The organism is Alloyangia pacifica, from assembly GCF_900116195.1.
Lineage (GTDB): Bacteria > Pseudomonadota > Alphaproteobacteria > Rhodobacterales > Rhodobacteraceae > Salipiger > Salipiger pacificus.
The window spans coordinates 777910-798879 of record NZ_FOZW01000001.1; the positions used below are offsets into that span (position 1 = coordinate 777910).

At 68.5% G+C, this 20970-nt stretch carries 19 protein-coding genes and 2 tRNA genes; 16 read left to right on the forward strand and 5 right to left on the reverse strand.

All coding sequences use genetic code 11. The features are described from left to right. Positions 1-108: 108 nt before the first annotated feature. From BM397_RS03755 to BM397_RS03775, 5 genes are all read left to right on the forward strand, one after another. Positions 109-1158, forward strand: coding sequence for a glycosyltransferase family 2 protein (locus BM397_RS03755; RefSeq protein WP_092422413.1), 1050 nt, complete (start codon positions 109-111; stop codon positions 1156-1158). Next, the gene (locus BM397_RS03760) at positions 1155-1778 is read left to right on the forward strand and encodes a sulfotransferase family protein (RefSeq protein ID WP_092422007.1); all 624 of its coding nucleotides are present in this window, start codon (positions 1155-1157) and stop codon (positions 1776-1778) included. The genes BM397_RS03755 and BM397_RS03760 overlap by 4 nt, the downstream gene beginning before the upstream one ends. Next, positions 1775-4084 (forward strand): glycosyltransferase family 2 protein, encoded by a 2310-nt coding sequence (locus BM397_RS03765; protein WP_092422010.1) that lies wholly within the window; start codon positions 1775-1777, stop codon positions 4082-4084. The genes BM397_RS03760 and BM397_RS03765 overlap by 4 nt, the downstream gene beginning before the upstream one ends. Positions 4085-4087: 3 nt before the next feature. Next, the gene (locus tag BM397_RS03770) at positions 4088-5146 is read left to right on the forward strand and encodes a glycosyltransferase family 2 protein (protein ID WP_092422013.1); all 1059 of its coding nucleotides are present in this window, start codon (positions 4088-4090) and stop codon (positions 5144-5146) included. Positions 5147-5323: 177 nt separating this feature from the next. Next, entirely contained in the window at positions 5324-6313 is a 990-nt protein-coding gene (locus BM397_RS03775) for a phosphoadenosine phosphosulfate reductase (RefSeq protein ID WP_439895876.1), read from the forward strand. 69 nt (positions 6314-6382) lie between these two features. Here BM397_RS03775 and BM397_RS03780 read toward each other — a convergent pair whose 3' ends face one another. Continuing rightward, a complete protein-coding gene (locus BM397_RS03780; protein WP_245696005.1) occupies positions 6383-7453 on the reverse strand; it encodes an anhydro-N-acetylmuramic acid kinase in 1071 nt (356 codons plus the stop codon). Positions 7454-7550: 97 nt separating this feature from the next. On the opposite strand from BM397_RS03780, the gene tyrS reads away from it, so the two are divergent. Together tyrS and BM397_RS03790 are read left to right on the forward strand one after the other, a co-directional pair. Next, on the forward strand, positions 7551-8801 hold the full coding sequence (gene tyrS, locus BM397_RS03785) for a tyrosine--tRNA ligase (RefSeq protein WP_092422016.1): 1251 nt from the start codon (positions 7551-7553) through the stop codon (positions 8799-8801). Positions 8802-9140: 339 nt separating this feature from the next. Continuing rightward, complete coding sequence (locus tag BM397_RS03790) at positions 9141-11168, forward strand: ASKHA domain-containing protein (RefSeq protein ID WP_092422019.1); 2028 nt, start codon at positions 9141-9143, stop codon at positions 11166-11168. Here BM397_RS03790 and BM397_RS03795 read toward each other — a convergent pair. Beyond that, positions 11165-12148 (reverse strand): serine hydrolase domain-containing protein, encoded by a 984-nt coding sequence (locus BM397_RS03795; protein ID WP_092422021.1) that lies wholly within the window; start codon positions 12146-12148, stop codon positions 11165-11167. The genes BM397_RS03790 and BM397_RS03795 overlap by 4 nt on opposite strands. A gap of 127 nt (positions 12149-12275) precedes the next feature. Between BM397_RS03795 and BM397_RS03800 the strand changes: the two genes are divergently transcribed. Then, positions 12276-12349: transfer RNA gene (locus tag BM397_RS03800), tRNA-Gly, on the forward strand. 76 nt (positions 12350-12425) lie between these two features. Here BM397_RS03800 and BM397_RS03805 read toward each other — a convergent pair. The 3 genes from BM397_RS03805 to BM397_RS03815 all read right to left on the reverse strand — a co-directional run bounded on the left by BM397_RS03805 (position 12426) and on the right by BM397_RS03815 (position 14861). Then, entirely contained in the window at positions 12426-13535 is a 1110-nt protein-coding gene (locus BM397_RS03805; protein ID WP_092422024.1) for an arginase family protein, read from the reverse strand. Between the two features lie 101 nt (positions 13536-13636). Beyond that, the gene (locus tag BM397_RS03810) at positions 13637-14398 is read right to left on the reverse strand and encodes a GNAT family N-acetyltransferase (protein ID WP_176806533.1); all 762 of its coding nucleotides are present in this window, start codon (positions 14396-14398) and stop codon (positions 13637-13639) included. A 16-nt stretch (positions 14399-14414) separates the two neighbouring features. Continuing rightward, on the reverse strand, positions 14415-14861 hold the full coding sequence (locus BM397_RS03815) for an outer membrane protein assembly factor BamE (protein WP_092422026.1): 447 nt from the start codon (positions 14859-14861) through the stop codon (positions 14415-14417). Positions 14862-14955: 94 nt separating this feature from the next. On the opposite strand from BM397_RS03815, the gene BM397_RS03820 reads away from it, so the two are divergent. From BM397_RS03820 to BM397_RS03860, 8 genes are all read left to right on the forward strand, one after another. After that, complete coding sequence (locus BM397_RS03820; RefSeq protein WP_092422028.1) at positions 14956-15519, forward strand: YceD family protein; 564 nt, start codon at positions 14956-14958, stop codon at positions 15517-15519. A 171-nt stretch (positions 15520-15690) separates the two neighbouring features. Next, a complete protein-coding gene (rpmF, locus tag BM397_RS03825; protein ID WP_066106415.1) occupies positions 15691-15897 on the forward strand; it encodes a 50S ribosomal protein L32 in 207 nt (68 codons plus the stop codon). A 24-nt stretch (positions 15898-15921) separates the two neighbouring features. Further along, positions 15922-17046 carry a phosphate acyltransferase PlsX gene (plsX, locus tag BM397_RS03830; RefSeq protein ID WP_092422031.1) on the forward strand — a complete coding sequence of 375 codons (1125 nt, stop codon included), beginning with the start codon at positions 15922-15924 and terminating at the stop codon, positions 17044-17046. Next, positions 17043-18014, forward strand: a complete 972-nt coding sequence (locus tag BM397_RS03835) for a beta-ketoacyl-ACP synthase III (RefSeq protein ID WP_092422034.1) — start codon at positions 17043-17045, stop codon at positions 18012-18014. Before plsX ends, BM397_RS03835 begins: the two co-directional genes overlap by 4 nt. A 111-nt stretch (positions 18015-18125) precedes the next feature. Beyond that, on the forward strand, positions 18126-18428 hold the full coding sequence (ihfA, locus tag BM397_RS03840; protein ID WP_066106404.1) for an integration host factor subunit alpha: 303 nt from the start codon (positions 18126-18128) through the stop codon (positions 18426-18428). 100 nt (positions 18429-18528) lie between these two features. Further along, positions 18529-19467: a MerR family transcriptional regulator gene (locus tag BM397_RS03845; RefSeq protein WP_092422037.1), complete on the forward strand. Its 939-nt coding sequence runs from the start codon at positions 18529-18531 to the stop codon at positions 19465-19467. 74 nt (positions 19468-19541) lie between these two features. Beyond that, positions 19542-19618 (forward strand) — tRNA-Pro (locus BM397_RS03850). A gap of 273 nt (positions 19619-19891) precedes the next feature. Next, the gene (locus BM397_RS03860) at positions 19892-20968 is read left to right on the forward strand and encodes a 2'-deoxycytidine 5'-triphosphate deaminase (protein WP_092422040.1); all 1077 of its coding nucleotides are present in this window, start codon (positions 19892-19894) and stop codon (positions 20966-20968) included. The last annotated feature ends 2 nt before the right edge of the window (positions 20969-20970 follow it).

The following is a 20970-nucleotide window of genomic DNA, read 5'->3' on the forward strand; positions in this document are numbered from 1 at the left end:
CCCGCGTTGACGCGCGGAAGGCGAAATGCGATGGTTTTCCGGCAGAATAACCGGGGCACAGCCCGGATGGCGACGGGCAGCGGTATGGTGACGATCAAGGCGAGCAGGCTGCGCATCTGCGCGGTCACCTGCGTGAAGAACGAGGGCCCCTTCGTGCTCGAATGGGTGGCCTACAACCGCCTGCTGGGTGTCACGGATTTCCTTTTCTATTCCAACGATTGCGACGACGGCACCGATGCGCTGCTGGACGCGCTGGCGCCCGCGGGGGTCGTGCATCTGCCGAACCCGGCGCAGGGGCGCAACTACCAGATGGAGGCGCTGAAGGACGCTGCCCGGCAGGAGATCGTCAGCCGCGCCGACTGGGTCTGGGTGGCGGACGTGGACGAGTTCCTGAACGTGCAGACAGGCGATCACACCCTGCCGGCGCTGATCGAGGCCTGCGGCGATCCGCAGGCGATTTCCGTCAGCTTCCAGTTCTTCGCAAACGGCGGGGTGACGACTTTCGAGGATAGGCCGGTGATCGGCCAGTTCACCCGCTCGCACAATCCCGATCTGTGGTGCGACCAGAGCGCCATCGAGGTGAAGACACTCGTCCGGCGCGATTTTCCGCTGCAATACTACGGCGCGCACAGGCCATTCTTCCGCAAGTCCCTGCCCGCGGCAAAACATCCCCGCTGGACCGACGGCAGCGGCCGCCCGGTGCCCGGTGCCTTTCTCGCCGCCGACCGCCCGCGCCGGATGCGCAAGTTCCCCGCCGCCGGGGCCCGGAACTTTGCCACGCTCAACCATTACGCCCTGCGCTCGCTCGACAGCTATCTGGTGAAGACCGAGCGTGGCGACGTGAACCGCGAGGGACGCATCTTCGACGAGAGCTACTGGCAGGAGCGCAACGATGCGGCCTGGGAGGATCGCTCGATCCTGCGCATGCTGCCATCGCTCGAGGAAGGCATCGCCGAGCTGCGCGCCCTGCCCGGGGTCGCCCGGCTGCACGATCTGTCGGTGCAGGCGCACCGGGCCAAGATCGGCATGCTGCGCGCGCAGCCCCAGGTCGCCGAGCGCGCCGCGCATCTCGCCGCCCTTCCCGCACTGCCCCCCGGCGAGCTGGAGCTGATGGCACAACTCGGGTTTGCGTCGACACCGGCGGAGGGCGCGCGATGATCGTCATCAACCTCGGTCTGCCGAAGAGCGGCACTACCACGCTCGGGCTGGCGCTGGAACGGGCCGGGCTCCGGGTTGCCGACTTCCGCCTGCGGCGCGGCAAGTCCCCCGACCCCGCGCTCGCCGGCAGCTACGTGGCGCGGCAGCTCTACGACGGCTATTTCCGCTCGGGCGATCCGCTGGAGCGGCTCGACGGGTTGGATGCGCTGACCGAGATCAGCGTGCTCAACGCCCGCCTCAATCTCTGGCCGCAGACCGATTTCGGGCTGATCGAGGCGCTGCGGACCCGCCACCCGGAGCTGAAGTTTCTCGCTTCGATGCGCGACCCGCAGGCCATGGCGCATTCGATGCTCCGTTGGTCAGACCTCGGCAGCGACCGGCTGCCGCGGGGCGCGGTGCCCGGCCTGCCCGCGGGCTACGGCGAGACCCGGCTGGAGCGGGCGCAATGGATCGCCGGGCACCAGCAATTCCTGCGCCGCATCTTTGCCGATGATCCACGTTTTCTGGCCTATGACATCGACGACCCCGAGGCCCCGGCGCAGATCTCGCGTCACCTCGGGGTGAGCCTGCCGTGGTGGGGCAAGGCGAACGAGAACCGCAGCGGAAGGGACGACGGATGAGAATTTTTCTCCATATCGGTCCCGACGTGCAGACCACCGAGCGGCTGCAGCGGGTGATGGACGCCAAGCGGCGGCAGATGGCCAAGCGCGGCGTGCTCTACGCCCGCAGCCCCGGCGCGCGCAACCACACCCGACTCTACATGGCGGTGAGCGATCCTCGGTCCGTGGACGCCCTGCGCTGGGGCCGCGGCTTTGCCGATCCGGCCCAGCAGGCCGCGTTGCGCGCCGAGGTGGCCGCGCAACTGCAGGCCGAGGTGCAATCGGCGCAGCCAGAGGTGCTGATCCTCTCGGCGCACCAGCTGGGCAACGCTCTCACCCGGCAGGACGAGCTTGCGCGCTTGCGGGCGCTGCTGTCCCCGCTGTCAGAGGACATCACTGTCGTCGCCCATCTCGATGCACCGTCACGGATGCTTGCGCGGCATTACGCGGCGCAGCTGATGGATGGGCGGCGCAGCGGGCCAGAGGTCGAGCTGGCCCTCTGCACCGCGCCTGACTGGTGGCAGGCGGCGCTGGCCGCACGGCCCGCGACCGATCCGCGCGCGGGGCTCTTTGCCGAGGCGCAGGGCCCCGTCCACTGGCTCGACTTCGCCCGGCTGCAGCGCGGCTGGGAGGCGGTCTTCGGGGCCGGCGCCATCCGGCTGCGCAGCCTCGATCCCGCGCAGCTCTACGACCCGGCGGTGGTGGAGGAACTGCGCGCCGCATTCGACATCGAGCAGAGCATCGGCAAGGTCGAGGCGGCTCCGCCCCCGTCCGCGCCCTCCGCCGCCTGGCTCAGCCGCTGCCGCCAGATGAACGACGCTTTGCTGCGCTACCTCGGCAGCGACCCCGGCCTTCAGATCCCGCGCCCGCTCTGGCGGCGTCTGCTCTCCGAGATCAAGGTGCCCGGTGCGCCGCTCGATCCGGGCATGTTTGCCGCCCTCGACCGGCGCTTCGCGGCGGACCTCGAGGGCCTCGCCGCACAGCATCCCGCGCTGCGTCCGGAGCATTTGCGCAACGACGCGCCGGAAGCCCCGTGGCAGGAGGCCGACCCGCTTTTCGGCTTCCGGGCAACGCAGTACCTCATGGCATTCCGCTGGCGCATCGCGCAGGCCTCGAAGGAGGCGCAGGACACCCCCACGCCGACAGAGCCGCCCCAAGCGGCCCCGCAAATGCCCGCGGCGGCCCGCCGCAAGCTGGCGGCGCTGCAGAACACGCCCTGGCTGCCGCACAACCGGCTCGGAGCCCTGGACGAGACCCAGGTGCGCTCCGACTTCACTTCGTTGCCTCCCCGGCCACGCCGGGACAGCGGTGCCCGCGTCATCCTCGGCTGCATGAAGAACGAGGCGCCCTATGTGGTCGAATGGGTGGCCTACCACCGCGCCATCGGCTTTGACGATTTCCTCATCTACTCCAATGGCTGCGAGGACGGCACAGAGCAGATCCTCGAACGGCTGCAACAGATGGGCGTGATGCAGCATCGCGACAATGATGGCTGGTCCGGAAACTCTCCGCAGCAGCACGCGCTCGACGCGGCGCTGGAGGAAGAGGTGATCCGGAAGGCCGATTGGGTGCTGCATTCCGACGTCGATGAATTCGTCAACATCCGCTGCGGCAACGGCACGCTCGACGACCTCTTCGCCGCCGCGCCGGAGGCCACGCATTTCGCGCTGACCTGGCGGCTCTTCGGCCACGGCGGGGTGCAGGCGCTGGAGGACGCGCCGGTGATCGGCCAGTTCTCCGACTGCGCCCCGCGCTACTGCCCCAAGCCGCACACAACATGGGGGTTCAAGACCTTGATGCGCGGCGTCGGAAGCTACGGGAAACTCTCGTGCCATCGCCCGAACAAGCTATCTCAAGACGCTGATAAAACGGTGAAATGGGTCAACGGATCGGGCCGCGACATGACCGACGAGGCGCTGCACAACGGCTGGCGCAACTCACGCCGGTCAATCGGATACGACCTCGTGCAGCTCAATCACTATCCCCTGCGCTCGGCCGAAAGCTACCTGATCAAGCGCCAGCGCGGGAGGGCGCTGCACGTCGATCGGCAGATCGGGCTGAACTACTGGATCCGCATGGACTGGTCCGGCGCGCGCGACGTGACCATCCAGCGCAACCTGCCGCGTCTGCGGGCCGAGATGGACCGGCTGCTGGCCGATCCGGAACTCGCCCGCCTGCACGCCGAGGGCGTCGCCTGGCACAAGGCCAAAGCTGCTGAGCTGCGCGCGGATCCCGAATTCGGGAAATTGTTCCGTGAAGCGACGGCGCTCAGCCTCACCCCCGAGGAACGTGTCGCCTGGGCGCTCACGCTTGACATGGAGAGCTGACGCATGGCCGCCCCGAGCATCACCGCCGTGATCTGCGTCCGCAACGAGGGGGCCTTCCTGCTCGACTGGCTGGCGCATCACCTTGCTGCCGGGGTGAGCCACGTGGTGGCGCTCAGCAACGACTGCCAGGATGGCACCAACGCGCTGCTCGACCGGCTGGCCGAGGTGGCGCCGCTCACTCACATCCGCAACGACGGGCCCTACGACAAGGGCGGTATCCAGTTCACCGGGCTGAAACTTGCGGACCGCTGCGCCGCCGTGCAGCAGGCCGACTGGCTGTTGGCGCTGGACGTGGACGAGTTCGTCAACGTGCACACCGGCGATCACACCCTCCCGGCGCTGATCGCCGCCCTGCCCGAGGCAGATGCGATCACCCTGACATGGCGGCTCTTCGGCAACGCCGGCGTGGTCAGCTACGCCGACATCCCCGTGCCGCAGCAGTTCACCCGCGCCGCTCCCGTGACGATGTTCTGGCCCTGGCGCTCGGCGATGTTCAAGACGCTCTATCGCAACGACGGGACCTACCGGAAGCTCGGTGTGCACCGTCCGCGCAGCCCCGAGCCGGAAAAGATCGATGCCGTCCGCTGGTTCGACGGCGAGGGGCGCGCGCTCGACGCGCAGTTCCGCACACGGCGCATCTTTTCCAACTACGGGCGCTCAAATTACGCGCTGGCGCAGCTCAACCACTACCCGCTGGGCGCGATGGAGAGCTATGTGCTCAAGGCCGACCGTGGCCGTGCGGTGCACAGCGATCACCTTCTGGGGCTCGACTACTGGGTCGAGCGGAATTTCAACACCGACGAGGACCGCAGCATCGCGGCCTTGGCCACGCCCACCCACGCGCTGCGCGAGGGCTTCGCCGCCGATCCCCGGCTCGCGGAGCTGCATGGCGCCGCCGTGCGCTGGCGCAAGATGCGCTTCGCCGAGCTGATGGCGCAGGAGCCCTACCGGGCGCTCATGGGGCGGTTGATGATGACGCCGCCATCGCGCCCGCTGCCCCCGGAACTCGCCCGTCCGCTGATCGCCGCCGCGACCCGCGCCCGGCGGGCCGGCGACAGCTAGAAACGGCCTGCAAGCGCTTCCGTTGCGGCAATTTTCCTTGCCGCCGCACCACCGCCGTATTACCCCTAAACCCACATATTTCCGCCTCAATCCCTGCGCAGGCTCGGACCTATACGAGACGTTCGGGAATGGAGAGCGGGCACGACCCGCGGAGACCCGATCGGAAGCGACAAGACTATGGCAGGTACGATGAAGGACAGCGCAGATCAGATCAGGCCCGAGAACGTCTTCGACGACGAGCTCGACCTCACCGGCGTTGACCTCAGCATGCATTCCGGCCGCGCCTGGATCGACGCCATCTCCGGCATCGGCGACGCGCATGGCTTTGCCGAACCGCTCGGAAAACGTCACCACGCGGTCTTCGTCGAGGATGGCGACACCTTGCTGGTGACCTTCGAATCGATGCCCGGGATCTCTTCCTACAGCCAGACCGCGACGCCGCTCGGCTGGGAGATGCAGGCCATCGAGGGCTGGTCCAACCTGTCGGTGATCTGCACCGCCGACACTTGGTTCCGCGACCGCGAGGTGGTGGATTTCTTCGACCAACTGCTCGACGACGGATTTTTCGACGAGTTCGAGAAGGTGATCTTCTACGGCGCCGGACCCTGCGGCTATGCCGCTGCCGCCTATTCCGTCACCGCCCCCGGCGCACGGGTCGTGCTGCTGCAGCCGCAGGCAACGCTCGATCCGCGCATCGCCGAATGGGACGATCGCTTCCCGGAAATGCGCCGCGTGGATTTCACCTCGCGCTTCGGCTACGCGCCGGACATGCTCGACGCGGCGCAGGCCGCCTACGTGCTCTACGACCCGCAGGAGCGGATGGACGCAATGCACGCCGCGCTCTTCGCCCGGCCCAACGTGACGCGTTTCCGCCTGCCCTACATGGGCGACGCGCTGCAGGGCGACCTGCTGGAGATGGACCTCGTGCACCCGATCCTCGACGCCGCGGCCGACGACCGCCTCGATGTGGCCGAGATGTCGCGGCTGATGCGTGCGCGGCGCAACCACCCGCCCTACCTGCGCCGCCTGCTGTCGCGGATCGACGCCGAAGACCGGCCCCTGCTGGCCGAGTGGGTGTGCTCGAATGTCACCGCGCGGCTCAACGCCCCGCGCTTCCGCCGACGCCTCGACGCGCTGCGGGCCGAAGCCGAAGGGCGCGACGGCTGAGCAAGACCCTACCCGGGCTCGAAGCGAACCTGACTTAAGGCGAGATCGCCGGGCGAAGGCGCTTCCGCATCACACCACCAGCGAGCCGACCCGCGACACCTGCCCGCCGCCCACCGGCGCGGCAACGCCCGTGGTCGAGGGGGCGGAGGTCGGCCAGCCCTGCGCCACGCGGACGGCGAGGAACCCGAAGGCCTGCGCCTCCAGCATGTCGCCGTCGAGGCCGGCCTCCTCGACCGGCACCACCGGGCAGTCGAGCCCGGCCTGCAGCATCGCCATCATCACCGGGTTGTGCCGCCCGCCGCCGGTCACCAGCAGCTTCTCGGGCGGGATCGGGCAGTGCTCCATGCCCTGCATCACCGAGGCCGCCGCCATCGCCGTCATCGTCGCGGCTGCATCGGCGTCCGACAGCTCTCGAACGAGATCGAGCATCAGCGAGAAATCATCCCGATCCAGGGATTTCGGCGGCATGCGGCGGAAGAAGGCCTCTTCGAGGAAGAGCTCCAGCGCGCCGTCGACCACCTCGCCCTGCGCGGCAAGCTGGCCGTCGCGGTCGCAGTCAAGGCCGAGACGCTCGCCCACCAGATCGTTGATCGGCGCATTCGCCGGGCCGGTGTCGAAGGCCAGAAGCGCGCCGGGCGCCTCGGGCGAGGGTTTGCGCGGATCGACCCAGGTCAGGTTGCCGACGCCGCCGAGGTTGAGAAAGGCCACCGGGCGTTCCGCCCCCATCTTCCGGGCGCAGGCGAAATGGTAGAAGGGCGCCAACGGCGCACCCTCGCCCCCCAGCGCGACGTCTGCGGAGCGGAAATCCCAGACCACGTCGCGGTTCAGCGCCTCGGCCAGCGCCGCGCCGTCGCCCAGCTGGTGCGTGCCGCGGCCCTGCGGCTCATGCGCCAGCGTCTGGCCGTGAAAGCCCACCAGCTCGGCCTCGGGGAACTCTGCCAGCAGCTCGGCGTGGGCGCGCTGGACCACTTCCAGCGCCGCTTCCAGCTCCTCGCCCGGCCAGCGCCCCAGCGCGGCCTTCAGAACCCGGCGCTCGGCCTCGGAATAGGGCCGGTAGCCGGAGCGCCCGAACTCGTGGATTTCCGCCCCGTCGGTGCGGATCAGCGCCGCGTCCACCCCGTCGAGAGAGGTCCCCGACATACACCCGAGAGCCCAAACGGACCGTGCACCCAACTTGCCCTTCACCTTCGCCTTCCCCGCGCTTATAGGAACGGTCGAACTATAAGAGGGATCCGCGATGACCTACCATCCCAAATCGGACTTCATGCGCGTCATGATCGAGCGTGGCTATCTTGCCGATTGCACCGATTATCAGGGCCTTGACGAGGCGTTGAGCACGGGCGTGGTCACCGCCTATATCGGCTACGACGCGACGGCAAAGTCGCTGCACGTGGGTCACCTGCTCAACATCATGATGCTGCGCTGGCTGCAGAAGACCGGCCACAAGCCGATCACCCTGATGGGCGGCGGCACCACCAAGGTGGGCGATCCCTCGTTCCGCTCGGACGAGCGCCCGCTGCTCGGACCGGAGCAGATCGACGCCAACATCGAGGGCATGAAGCAGGTCTTCGCCAAGTACCTGCAGTACGGCGGCGGCGAGACCGACGCGCTGATGCTCAACAACGCCGAATGGCTGGACAACCTCAACTACCTAGAGTTCCTGCGCGACATCGGCCGGCACTTCTCGGTGAACCGGATGCTCAGCTTCGAGAGCGTGAAGTCGCGCCTCGACCGCGAGCAGTCGCTGTCGTTCCTCGAGTTCAACTACATGATCCTGCAGGCCTACGACTTCCTCGAGCTGAACCGCCGCTACGGCTGCGTTCTGCAGATGGGCGGCTCGGACCAGTGGGGCAACATCGTCAACGGCATCGACCTGACGCGTCGGGTGCTCGACAACGAAATCTACGGCCTGACCTCGCCGCTGCTGACCACCTCGGACGGCCGCAAGATGGGCAAGAGCCAGGGCGGGGCCATGTGGCTCAACGCCGACATGCTTTCGCCCTACGAGTTCTGGCAGTTCTGGCGCAACACCACCGACGCCGACACCGGCCGGTTCCTCAAGCTCTACACCGAGCTGCCGGTCGAGGAGTGCGAGCGTCTCGGTGCGCTGCAGGGCTCGGAGATCAACGAGGCGAAGATCATCCTCGCCAACGAGGTCACCACGCTCTGCCACGGCGCCGAGGCCGCCAAGGCGGCGGAGGCCACGGCGCGCGAGGTCTTCGAAAAGGGTGGCGTCGGCGACGACCTACCGACGCTCGAGCTGAGTGCCGACGAGATCGGTGATGGCATCTCGATCGTGCAGGTGATCGTCCGCGCCGGGCTCGCCAAGTCCGGCAAGGAGGCCAAGCGCCTGATCACCGAGAACGGCGCGCGGATCGACGATCAGCCGCTGACCGATGCCGGGCTGATGCTCGACGCCGCCGCGCTCTCGGCACCGGTGAAGCTCTCGGCAGGCAAGAAGCGTCACGCACTGGTGAAGCTGGGCTGAGGCTTTCAGAGCTGAATTTCGAAGGGGCGGTGCCGCGTGGCGCCGCCCCTTTTTGCATCCGCCACACGGCGCCACACAGAGCCACGCGCGCCGGGCGGGCGCCTGCCCGTGGGGTGGCGCTGCTACGCCTGCGCTCAGCGCTTTATGCCCGCCAAGCCCGGACGGTGTTTGAGCGCCGTGCCAGAGTGGCAAAGCGCCAGCCCGCCGGGACGGGCAGGCGCTCGCCCGGCGGCCTTCGGCCTTGATTCCGGGCAGGCGGGGACCCTGCACGACGCCCCCACCCCACATCCTGCCGCTTTCGGACATGTCGCACACGTCCCCTGCGCCCATGCTACCCTCATGACCGAGCCCAACAGCCCCCTCGTCGTCTTCACCCCCTCCGGCAAGCGCGGCCGCGTGCCCGCCGGTACCACGGTGCTCGAGGCCGCCCGGCGGCTCGGCGTCGATCTCGACTCGGTCTGCGGCGGGCGCGGCATCTGCTCGCGCTGCCAGGTCGCCCCGGCCTTCGGACAATTCGCCAAGCATGGCATCACCTCGACCGAGGCCGCCCTCTCCGACTGGAACAGGGTCGAAGCCCGCTACGCCGAGAAACGCGGCCTCGCGCCGGGACGCAGGCTCGGCTGCCAGGCGCAGATCCTCGCCGACGTGGTGATCGACGTGCCCGCCGAGAGCCAGCTGCACCGGCAGGTCATCCGCAAGGCCGCCGACGCCCGCCCGGTCGAGATGGACCCGGCTCTCCGCCTCTGTCTCGTCGAGGTCACCCCGCCCGACATGCACGCGCCTTCCGGTGACCTGGAACGCCTTACAGAGGCGCTGCGCGCGCAATGGGGCATCGAGGGCGTCACGATCTCCCTCCCCGTGCTGGCCGACCTGCAAACCACCCTGCGCGCCGGCAACTGGACCGTCACCGCCGCGCTGCACCGGACCTCGGCGGACGCGCCCCCGCGCATTACCGCGCTCTGGCCCGGGCTGCTCGAGGGCGATCTCTATGGTCTGGCCATCGACCTCGGATCGACCACCATCGCCGCGCATCTCGTCTCGCTCCGCAGCGGCGAGGTCGTGGCTTCCTCGGGCATCATGAACCCGCAGATCCGTTTCGGCGAGGATCTGATGTCGCGCGTCTCCTATGCAATGATGAACCCCGGCGGCGCGGCGGAGATGACGGGGGCCGTGCGCGAGGCGCTCACCCACCTGGCGCAGAAGATCGCCGCGACCGCCGGCATCGACATGGACCGCATTCTCGACCTGACCATCGTCGGCAACCCGGTGATGCACCACCTGCTGCTCGGGCTCGACCCGGTCGAGCTCGGACAGGCGCCCTTCGCGCTCGCCACCTCCGAGGCGCTCAATCTGCCTGCGCGCAATCTTGGCATTTCTGCCCTTCCCGAAGGAGCGCAGATCTACCTGCTGCCGCTGATCGCCGGTCACGTGGGGGCGGACGCCGCCGCCGTTGCCCTATCGGAAGCACCGGACCACTCGGACGAGTTGGCGCTCATCGTCGACGTGGGCACCAATGCCGAGATCCTGCTCGGCAACCGCCATCGCGTGCTCGCCTGCTCCTCGCCCACCGGCCCGGCCTTCGAGGGGGCGCAGATCAGCTCCGGCCAGCGCGCCGCCCCCGGCGCCATCGAGGCGATCCGCATCGACCCCACCACCAAGGAGCCGCGCTTCCGGGTCATCGGTTCCGATCTTTGGTCCGACGATCCGGGCTTTGCCGAGGCCACCGCTCAGACCGGCGTCACCGGCCTCTGCGGCTCCGGCATCATCGAGGCGGTTGCCGAAATGCGCATGGCGGGGCTGCTGGACTCGGCCGGGCTGATCGGCTCGGCGGCACAGACCGGCAGCGCGCGGATGATCCCCGAGGGCCGAACGCACGCCTACCTGATCCACGACGGCAGCGCCTCGGGCGGGCCGGTGATTACCGTCACACAGGGCGACATCCGCGCCATCCAGCTGGCAAAATCGGCGCTCTACGCGGGCGCACGGCTGCTGATGGACGAGATGGAGGTGGATGCGGTGGACCGGGTGGTGCTGGCCGGGGCCTTCGGCGCGCATATCTCGCCGCTGCACGCGCTGGTTCTGGGCATGATCCCGGACGTGCCCGTCGAAGATGTAACCTCTGCGGGCAATGCCGCGGGCACCGGCGCGCGCATCGCGCTCTGCAGCCTCGCCGCCCGGCGCCGGGTCGAAGCACTGGTGCGCCGGATCACCAAGGTCGAGACCGCCATCGAACCGCGCTTCCAGGAGCATTTCGTCGCCGCCAGCGCCATTCCCCACGCCACGGCCCCCTTCACGCAGCTGCGCCGTGTTGCGCCGCTGCCGGATGCGATGTTCAACGCCGAGGGCGGGCGGCGCAGGCGGCGCTAGGCCTCCGCCACGATCCCGTCCACGAGGTTTCGGAGGTCTCCGAAATAGCCCCCAGACCGCGCCGGCTGCATGGGGTCCGAGGTGATCGCAATCACCATCTCGCGTTCGGGCACCACCACCAGCATCTGCCCGCCATAGCCCCTTGCATAGGCCGCCTGAGCGCCGTCAAACCGCGTGAGGAACCAGCCATAGCCGTATTGGTCCCCCGAAAAAGGCGAGCGCGCACGCGGCTGCCACGAGGTCTGGAGCCAGCGCTCCGGCACCACCTGCCGCCCGTCCCACGTGCCGCCCCGGCGGACCATCTCGCCGATCCGCAGCAGCCCGCGCGGCGTCACCGCCATGTCGTTGCCACCGAGATAGCGCCCCTGCGGATCGCGCACCCAGGGGGCGAACTCGATGCCGAGCGGATCGCCGAGGCCTCGCCGCGCAAGGCTCAGCAGGCTGTCTCCGGTGGCTTCCGACAGCGCCGCGCCCAGCACGTGCCATCCGCCGGTGGAGTAGATGAACCGGCCCCCGGGCTCGGACTGCGGGTCTGGCCGCAAGGCGCTGTCCACCCAGTCGGAACTTGCAACCCAGGCGCCGTAGGAGCCGCCCGACGTGCGCACCAGACCGCCGCGCATGGACAGCAGATCGCCGACGGTCAGATCATCGCGGCTGTCGCCCGTCGCGCCGCGCCCGAGCATGGGAAGGATGCGCGCGTCCACACCAGGGATGTGCCCCGCGTCGATGGCGATGCCCGTGAGCAGCGCAACCAGCGTCTTGGAGACCGATTTGACGTTCGCCACCCGGTCGAGCCCCGGCCCGCCGAAGGCCTCTTCGACCACCGGTGCCCCGTCCTTCCAGACCAGCAGCGCGTGCAACTGGTCGAGCGCCTCTGCGCGGGCCGCCCAGGGACGGGACTGCGCCAGCGCGGGCGTGGCAAGAAGGGCGGCGGTGCTGCCCAGGAAGAGGCGGCGGGAGAGGAACGGACCTTGGCTCATAGGAATGAAAATCGACCCCGAGGACCGCCACGGCAAGCCAACGGAGTATCACGCCCGCGTGTGCGGGAAATCTGCGCAGCGCCCGCTTGACGCGCCCGCGCGCCCCGCGTAGATCAGCTTTCAGAGCGCGGGTATGATGTAATGGTAGCCTGTCAGCTTCCCAAGCTGAACGCGCGGGTTCGATTCCCGCTACCCGCTCCACTCCCACCAGAAAATCACCCCCACCGGAAATCCCGAGAAACCGTGCATCGGTTTTCCGCCGCAACGCCGCGGGGGGTTAATGTTCCGCCCGCAGCCGCTGGCGCAGCAGGCGCACGCCCTGCCGTACCTCGTCCCGCACCCCCCCCTCGCGCGGGGCGTCGCGCAGGGTGGTGAGCAACGGCTCCGAAGGCTGCCCGCGGCGCGCCCAGGACTGACGCGCCAGCACCGCACGTGCCGGCTCCGGCAGACGCTCCGGCACCTCGCGCCCCGAGAGCGTCGCCCAGACCAGCGACCAGCAGCGCGGCGCGCTCCACGGGTTGTAGCCGCCGCCGCCCGAGACGATCATCGCCGGGGCCAGGGCGCGCAGCGCCGCCGCGGCGCGGGCGTGCGAATTGTTCGACAGGGAAAGCCGCGCCAGCGGATCCTCCAGCACCGCGTCCGCCCCGCATTGCAGGAAGATCGCGTCCGGGCGGAAAGCCGCCACGGCGGGCAGGATCATCTGCTCGAGCACATGGGAGAACTCGGTGTCGTTGAAGTCGCGCGGCACCGGCAGGTTGAAGGCGGCGCCCCCCGCGCGATCCGTCACCTCGCCGGTGAAGGGCCAGCGCTTTGCCTCATGTACCGAGATCACCCGCACCTGCTCGGAGCCGTCGAAGGCGATCTCCACCCCGTCGCCATGATGTGCGTCGATGTCGACATAGGCGACCCGCCGCATGCCAAGCCGCAGCAGGTGCCGGATGGTCAGCACCGGCTCGTTGAGAAAGCAGAAACCACTGGCCCGGTCGGCCAGCGCGTGATGGGTGCCGCCGCCGGGGTTGAACACCACGCCGGGGCTGGCGGCGACCATCTCGGCCGCGAGCAGCCCGCCGCCCACCGCCGTCGCGGGACGGCGGTACATCTCCGGAAAGACCGGGTTCGACAGCGTGCCCAGGCCGTGTCGCAGGCGTACCTCCTCGCTGACCGAGCCCGCAGCCTCCGCCGCCCTCAGCGCGGCAATATAGCGCGGCGCGTGAAAGCCGGTCAGCGCCGCCGGTTTGGCCCGGGGCGAGACGCGCCATTCGTCCTGCGACAGCCAGCCGAGCGCCCGGCACAGGTCGATCACCGCCGGCACCCGCTCGATCGACAGCGGGTGCAGCCGGCCGTAGCGCGAGCCGCGGTAGATTTCCGAGCCGATGAAGATCGCCATTGCGCGCGATGCCCCCGCTTCCTGCCTTCTTCTCTTTCAAAATACGCCGGGGGTGAGCCGCGCAGCGGCGAGGGGGCAGCGCCCCCTTGTGCGCACCGCCGCTATCCGGCGATCGCCCGCAGCGCCCGGCTGCGGGCCGGCGGTATCGCGGCGGTTTCCACCCCGGTGAAGACGTGCAGCGTGTTCATCTGCCGGTCCACCACCGCATGATCGCTGACCCAGCCGCCCATGCCGAGATAGGTCCGCAGCAGCGGCGGGATGAGCTTCAGCGCGCCGCGCGCCTCGCCGGTGCCGGGATCGAAGCGCACCACCTCCGCTGCCTTGACGCCGATCTTCCAACGCTCCGGCGCGGCGTGACGGGCGCGCAGCATGCCGAAGGCGGCTCCGTAGCGCGCCGGCTCGGTGCCGGAAAAACTGGCACAGCCGAAGAGCAAGCGCGCCCCGCCGCGGTCGACGAGCGCCGCGATCGATCCCCAGGCCAGCCGCAGAACGTCCGGATCGATCTGTCCCGGACGGGTGCAGAACCGCCCCAGTTCCAGCAGCGGGCCGCCGAAAGTTTCGAGCCGGGTGAGATCGTAGTATTGCGCGGAATAGCTGGTGCCGACCGCGGCGCTGCTTTCGAGCCAGAGATAGCGAAAGCAGCACAGCAGCCGTCCGGCGTCGTCCTCGATCAGAACATGGCGGCAACCTGCGTCGAGCGGATCGCTGTCGGCGGGGCCGCCCGGGCCGAAGAAGGCAAGGCCGCGCAGCGCCTGCGCCGCCGCGAGGTCTGCATCGCCGCGCGCCATCCGCGCGTGGAACCGGCCGCGAGACAGGAGCACCTCGCCCTCCCCCGTACCAAGATCCTGCGGTCGGGAGGACATGCTCAGCGCTCCACGCTTATTCCAGGTCGCCGAGCGCCAGGCTGCCGATGTTCCCGAAGAGCCTGCGGATGAAGCCCAGTTCGCCATCGCTGGTCCGGGTGATCCGGCGCGTGAGCGGCACGACGTTGCCGTCCTCGAGACCGTAGCGGGTGATGTTGCTGACAACGCCCTGGCCGTCGAAGGTGATCGCCAGCACCTTGCGGTCGACGATCTCGGGCTCCTGCCAGGCGAAGCTGCGGACCTGCGACTCGATGTAGTAGTAGCCGCCCTGATCGGTCACCCCCGAGGCAGAGGGCACGCCGATCACGTCTTCCACCGTGGCGCGCGTGTCGATGCCGGGCACGATCTGCAGAAGATCATCCTCGCGCGGCACGTAGCCATGCGTCCGGTACTGCGCCGAGCAGGCAGCCAGTCCCAGCGCTGCAGTTCCAGCCAGAAGCGCAAATCTCAACCGTGATACCATGGACGCAGTCCTGCCCCTTGCCTTGCCCCTGAGGGCCTTCTATCCCGCATTACACAACCGAGCCAAGCGCTTCAAGCAAAGGAAAGGCGAGCTCATGGACAGAGGCGGAAACTCCGCGCGGCTTCGGGTCTCGACGATGCGCCGCGACGTGCCCACGGAATTCGACCTGCGCCCCGACGCCGACGATCGCGCCGCGATCGCCGGACAGCTCGGCCTGCTGGGTCTGCGCAAGGCCCGGCTGGCCGGAAAGCTCACCCCCGAGGCGGGCGGTGCCTACCGGCTCACCGCGGAACTCGGCGCCACGGTGGTCCAGCCCTGCGTCGTCACGCTCGACCCGGTAACCACCCGGATCGACGAGCAGGTTTCGCTGCTCTTCCGCCCGGCGCAGCAGATCGCGGAGCCCGATCCCGGCTCCGAGGTCGAGGTGCCCGAGGACGAGGAAGAGCCGCTGCCCGACGTCATCGACCTCCGCACGATTCTCACCGAGGCCCTGTCGCTGGCCCTGCCGCCCTACCCGCGCAGCGAGGCGGCGGAGAAAATGGCCGAGGCCGCCCCCGAGGCGCCCGAAGAGGACCTCTCCGAATCTCGTCCGAACCCGTTTGCCGGGCTCTCGGAACTGCGCGATCGACTCTCGAAGGGTGAAAAAGACGAGGACTGAGGCCTCTGAGCGCGAAATCTCTCTTGCGTCTTTGCAGGAATTACCTATTTTCGCGCCTTCATCGGAATTCCGGGTTGCCAGCCACCATGGGTTAAGACTATGAGGCCGGGCACGCCCGAACGTTATCGGGCACCCGTATAGCCCCCACACGCGAACAATCGAGGTTGAGACATGGCCGTCCAACAGAACAAAGTATCGAAATCGCGCCGCAACAACCGTCGCGCCCATGACGCGCTGGTCGCGGCCAACCCCAACGAGTGCAGCAACTGCGGCGAACTCAAGCGCCCGCACCACGTCTGCCCGTCCTGCGGCCACTATGCCGACCGTGAGGTCGTCGCCATGGCTGACGAGATCGACCTGGACGAAGACGCGGCATAAGCTGCTGAAAGGCCCGGTCGTCGCATGACATCCGCAATGGATAACCGTCAGGCGCACGGGCCTCTGGTCCTCTCCATCGACGCTATGGGAAGCGATCGCGGGCCGGCAACCATCGTTGCCGGTCTTTCCGCCTTTGCGCGGAAGCATCGCGATGTCCGCTTCCTGCTGCACGGACCCGAGGCCGAGTTGCGCCCCCTGGTGGACAAGCACAAAGGCTTGCCCGCCCAGGTCGAGATTCGCGATGCCTCCGGCGTCGTGTCGATGGAAGACAAGCCGAGCCACGTGATGCGCAACGGCCAGGACACCTCGATGTGGTCCACGGTCGATGCGGTGCGCAACCGCGAGGCCACCGTGGCGGTCTCCTGCGGCAACACCGGCGCGCTGATGCTGCTGTCGATGGTGCGGCTGCGCAAGCTGCCCGGGGTCAACCGCCCCGCCATCGCGGTGCTCTGGCCCTCGCGCAACCCGCAGGGCTACAACGTCATGCTCGACGTCGGCGCGGACATCCGCGCCGATGCGGATGACCTGCTGAAATACGCCATGATGGGGGCATCCTACGCCCGCAACGGCCTCAACCTCGAGCGTCCGCGCATCGGCCTGCTGAACGTCGGCACCGAAGAGCACAAGGGCCGCGCCGAGCTGAAGGCCGCGCATGAGCTGATCGCCGCAAACGCCGAGGCCGGCAGCTTCGACTACGTCGGCTTCGTCGAGGGGGGCGACATCCCCGGCAAGCGCTGCGACGTGATCGTCACCGACGGCTTCACCGGCAACATCGCGCTGAAGACCGGCGAAGGCACCGCCTCGCTCATCAATTCACTTCTGCGCGAGGCCTTCACCTACTCGCCGCTGTCGCGCCTTGCTGCGCTGCTTGCCCTGAGTTCGCTCAAGCGCCTGCAGGCACGCGTGGATCCGCGCCGCAAGAACGGTGGTGTCTTCCTCGGACTCAACGGCACCGTGGTGAAATCCCACGGCGCCGCGGATGCCACCGGGGTGGCCGCAGCGGTGGAACTGGCCTATGACCTCGCGCAGTCCGGCTTCGGCGACAGGCTGGCCGCCCGCGTTGCGAGCGCCGCCGCCAGCGCCGACACCGAGGCCACCGCCGACCCGGCGGAGGCCACAGATACAAAGAAAAACGGAACAGGCATATGAGCATCAGGGCGAAGGTCGCGGGCATCGGGCATTACCTGCCCCAGCGTGTGGTCCCCAACGCGGAATTCGAGACCACTCTCGACACCTCCGACGAATGGATCCGCTCGCGCTCGGGCATCGAACGCCGCCACTTCGCCGCCGAGGGGGAAACCACCTCGATGCTCGCCGCCAACGCGGCCGAGGCGGCGCTGAAGGATGCCGGGCTCGAGGCCTCTGATCTCGACGCACTGATCGTTGCCACCTCGACGCCCGACCTGACCTTCCCCTCTGCTGCCACCATGGTGCAGGCGCGCATCGGCATGTCCGGCGGCTTTGCCTTCGACGTACAGGCGGTCTGCGCCGGCTTCGTCTATGCCCTGTCGACCGCAAACGCGATGATCGTCTCGGGACAGGCCAAGCGCGTCATGGTGATCGGGGCCGAGACCTTCTCGCGCATCATGGACTGGACCGACCGCGCCACCTGCGTGCTCTTCGGTGACGGCGCGGGCGCGTTGATCCTCGAGGCCTCCGAGGGCGCGGGCACCTCCGCCGACCGCGGCATTCTTTCCGTCGACCTGCATTCGGACGGCCAGTTCCGTGACTTGCTCTATGTCGACGGCGGCGTCTCGACGCAATCCACCGGCCACCTGCGGATGGAGGGGAAGGAAGTCTTCCGCCACGCGGTGGAGAAACTCGCCAAGACCGCGACCGCGGCCATGGAGAAGGCCGGCGTGACCTCGGAAGAGGTCGATTGGGTCGTGCCGCACCAGGCCAACATCCGCATCATCAACGGCACCGCCAAGAAGCTGGGCCTGCCGATGGAGCGCGTCGTTGTCACCGTTCAGGACCACGGCAACACCTCCGCCGCCTCGATTCCGCTGGCGCTGTCGGTCGGCAAGGCCGAGGGCAAGATCAAGCAGGGCGACATCGTCGTCACCGAGGCGATCGGCGGCGGTTTGGCCTGGGGCGCTGTCGTCCTGCGCTGGTAAGCGCAAAAATCCGGCAAAATCCGGCCCTTGCAGGCTCCGAGCCGGCAAGGGCTGCTTGACTCGGAATCCGCCTCCCCCCTATGCTGTGGCGCAACCTTGGGAGGCTGCCAAATGAGTGACAAGACTTTGACGCGCATGGATCTCAGCGAAGCGGTGTTTCGCGAGGTCGGGCTGTCGCGCAACGAAAGCGCCGAACTCGTCGAGTCGGTGCTGCAGCACATGTCCGATGCCCTGGTCCGTGGCGAACAGGTGAAGATCTCGTCTTTCGGCACCTTCTCGGTGCGGGACAAGGCGGCGCGCATCGGTCGCAACCCCAAGACCGGGGAAGAAGTGCCGATCCAGCCGCGCCGCGTCCTGACCTTCCGCCCGTCCCACCTGATGAAGGAACGGGTTGCCGAGGGGAACAAGTCGTAGTCCGGCGCAGCGCCTCCGCATCTCCGGCCCTGCGCCCCGATCGATCCAAGACCATCTGAAACCTGCGCGCCCGCCCGTGCGCAGGAGGGGGTAAGACCGCATGAGCAAGTCGCGCGACGCATTCCGCACCATCTCCGAGGTGGCGGAGCTTCTCGACACGCCGGCACACGTGCTGCGCTTCTGGGAAACCAAGTTCAGCCAGGTGAAGCCCGTCAAACGCGCCGGGGGACGGCGGTACTACCGCCCGGGCGACGTTGCGCTGCTCGCCGGCATCCGCCAGCTGCTGCATGACGACGGGCTGACCATCAAGGGCGTGCAGAAGGTCCTGCGCGAACAGGGCGTGAAACACGTCGCGGGCATCGCCCCGCCGTCGGAACTTCTGGAAGAGGACACGGCCAGCGCTCCGCCCCCGCAGGAGGCCGCGTTCGAGGCCTCTGCAACCGAAGGTGCGGCGGGCGAAATGGCCGAGGTGGACCGGTCTGTGGCGGTCGCGTCCGGGGCCGGAGATGCCGCTGTCGAAGAGCCTATGCCACTAGACGAGCCTGCGGCGCCTCAGGAAAGCGCCACGGTGCTCCCCTTTGCGCAGCTTGCCAGCGCCCAGGACCCCGAGCCCGAGCCCGAGGCCCCCGTCTCCGAGAAGAGCGACGAGGACCCCGCTCAGGACGAAATGCCCGTGCTCGCCGCGACCACACCGCTCTTTCCCGAAAGCGAAGACCCTGCGCCACATGCGCCGCAGCAGACCGCGCTCTGGGACGAGGACCCCGAGGCCGTCACCGCCTTGGAGACCAAAGGATCAGCTCCCGACGCCCTGCCCGGCTTTCTCACCGACTCGCTTGAGGAACGTGGCGCAGCCCCGCTCCCGGAAGCTGTCCTGCCCGAACTTCCCGATCTCGACGCCCTGCCTTTGCCCGCTCCGGGCCCGCTGGCGCTTCTCGCGGATGTCCGCCACGTGGCTCCGGAACGGGCCGCTGAACTGTCTGCGCAGCTGGTCGCATTGCAGGCCTTCGTGGCCGCGCGGCAGGGCGCTGAACCGACCTGACGAGATTGGTGAAAAAACTTGCACGAGGGGGGTTGTGCGTCCGGTGAAAACCAGTATGAAACGGCCTCACAAGTCGGGCTATAGCGCAGCCTGGTAGCGCGTCCGTCTGGGGGACGGAAGGTCGCAGGTTCGAGTCCTGCTAGCCCGACCAAATTCTCCCCTACGCCGTTTCTGACTTGTCCGCCCCGGCATCGGGACGAGGAAACGGCACCGCCAAGCCGCTGGCGAAAAAGCGGAAATCCATGCGCCTTCGACCCTGCCCCGCGATCCGGGTTTTACCCGAGCCTTTCTGCACGCTGGCCCATCTCTGCGCGGCTTCCGCGTCGCACCGCCGGCCCTGCAGCGCTTGCACATGCGCATTCCTCGTTCCCTTCGTGCAGCGCGCTTGCTAAGCACGATCAACGCAATACAGGGGAACGTGACGATGACAGGGGTGCTCGCCAGCCAGCAGATTTCGGCGCTCGTGGAGAGCGGGGCGATCCGCATCGAGACCCCGCTGGTCGACGGGCAGATCCAGCCCGCCAGCCTCGACCTGAGGCTCGGTCGCGAGGCGATCCGCGTGCGCGCCTCCTTCCTCGCCGGAGAGGGCCGCTCGCTGGCGACGCGGCTCGAGGAATTCGAGATGCACCGGGTCGATCTGACCGAGGGCGCGGTTCTCGAAAAAGGCTGCGTCTACGTGGTGCCGCTGCTTGAAAGCCTCGATCTGCCCGATGACCTGACCGCCGTGGCGAACGCCAAGAGCTCGACCGGCCGGCTCGATCTGCTGACCCGCACGATCACCGACGGCGGCACCGAGTTCGACCGGATCGCAGCGGGCTACAAGGGGCCGCTCTATGCCGAGATCTGCCCCCGCTCCTTCTCCGTGCTGGCGCGCACCGGCATGCGGCTCAACCAGATCCGATTCCGCCGCGGCCAGTCGATCCTGAGCGATGCCGAGCTGAAGGACCTGCATGCCGCCGAAACGCTGGTCACCGGCGGCCCCGCGGTGATCGGCGACGGGCTTGGCTTCTCGGTGGATCTGCGCCCCGAGGACAGCGATCTCGTGGGCTGGCGCGCCAAGCCGCACACCGGGGTGATCGACCTCGACCGCATCGGCCATTACGACCCGGCGGACTTCTGGGACCCGCTGCACGCCTCGCGTGGGCAGTTGATCCTCGACCCTGACGCATTCTATATCCTGGTCAGCCGAGAGGCGGTGCACATCCCGCCGCGCTTTGCCGCGGAAATGGCCCCTTATCTCGCCATGGTCGGCGAGTTCCGCGTGCATTACGCGGGCTTTTTCGATCCCGGCTTCGGCCATTCCGCCGCCGGGGGCACCGGCTCGCGCGGCGTGCTTGAGGTGCGCTGCCACGAGGCACCCTTCGTCCTCGAGCATGGGCAGATCGTTGGCCGTCTGGTCTACGAGCGGATGGATGAGCCCCCCGCGCAGCTCTATGGCGCGGGCATTGCATCGAACTACCAGGGACAGGGCCTCAAGCTGTCCAAACACTTCCGCAGCTGATC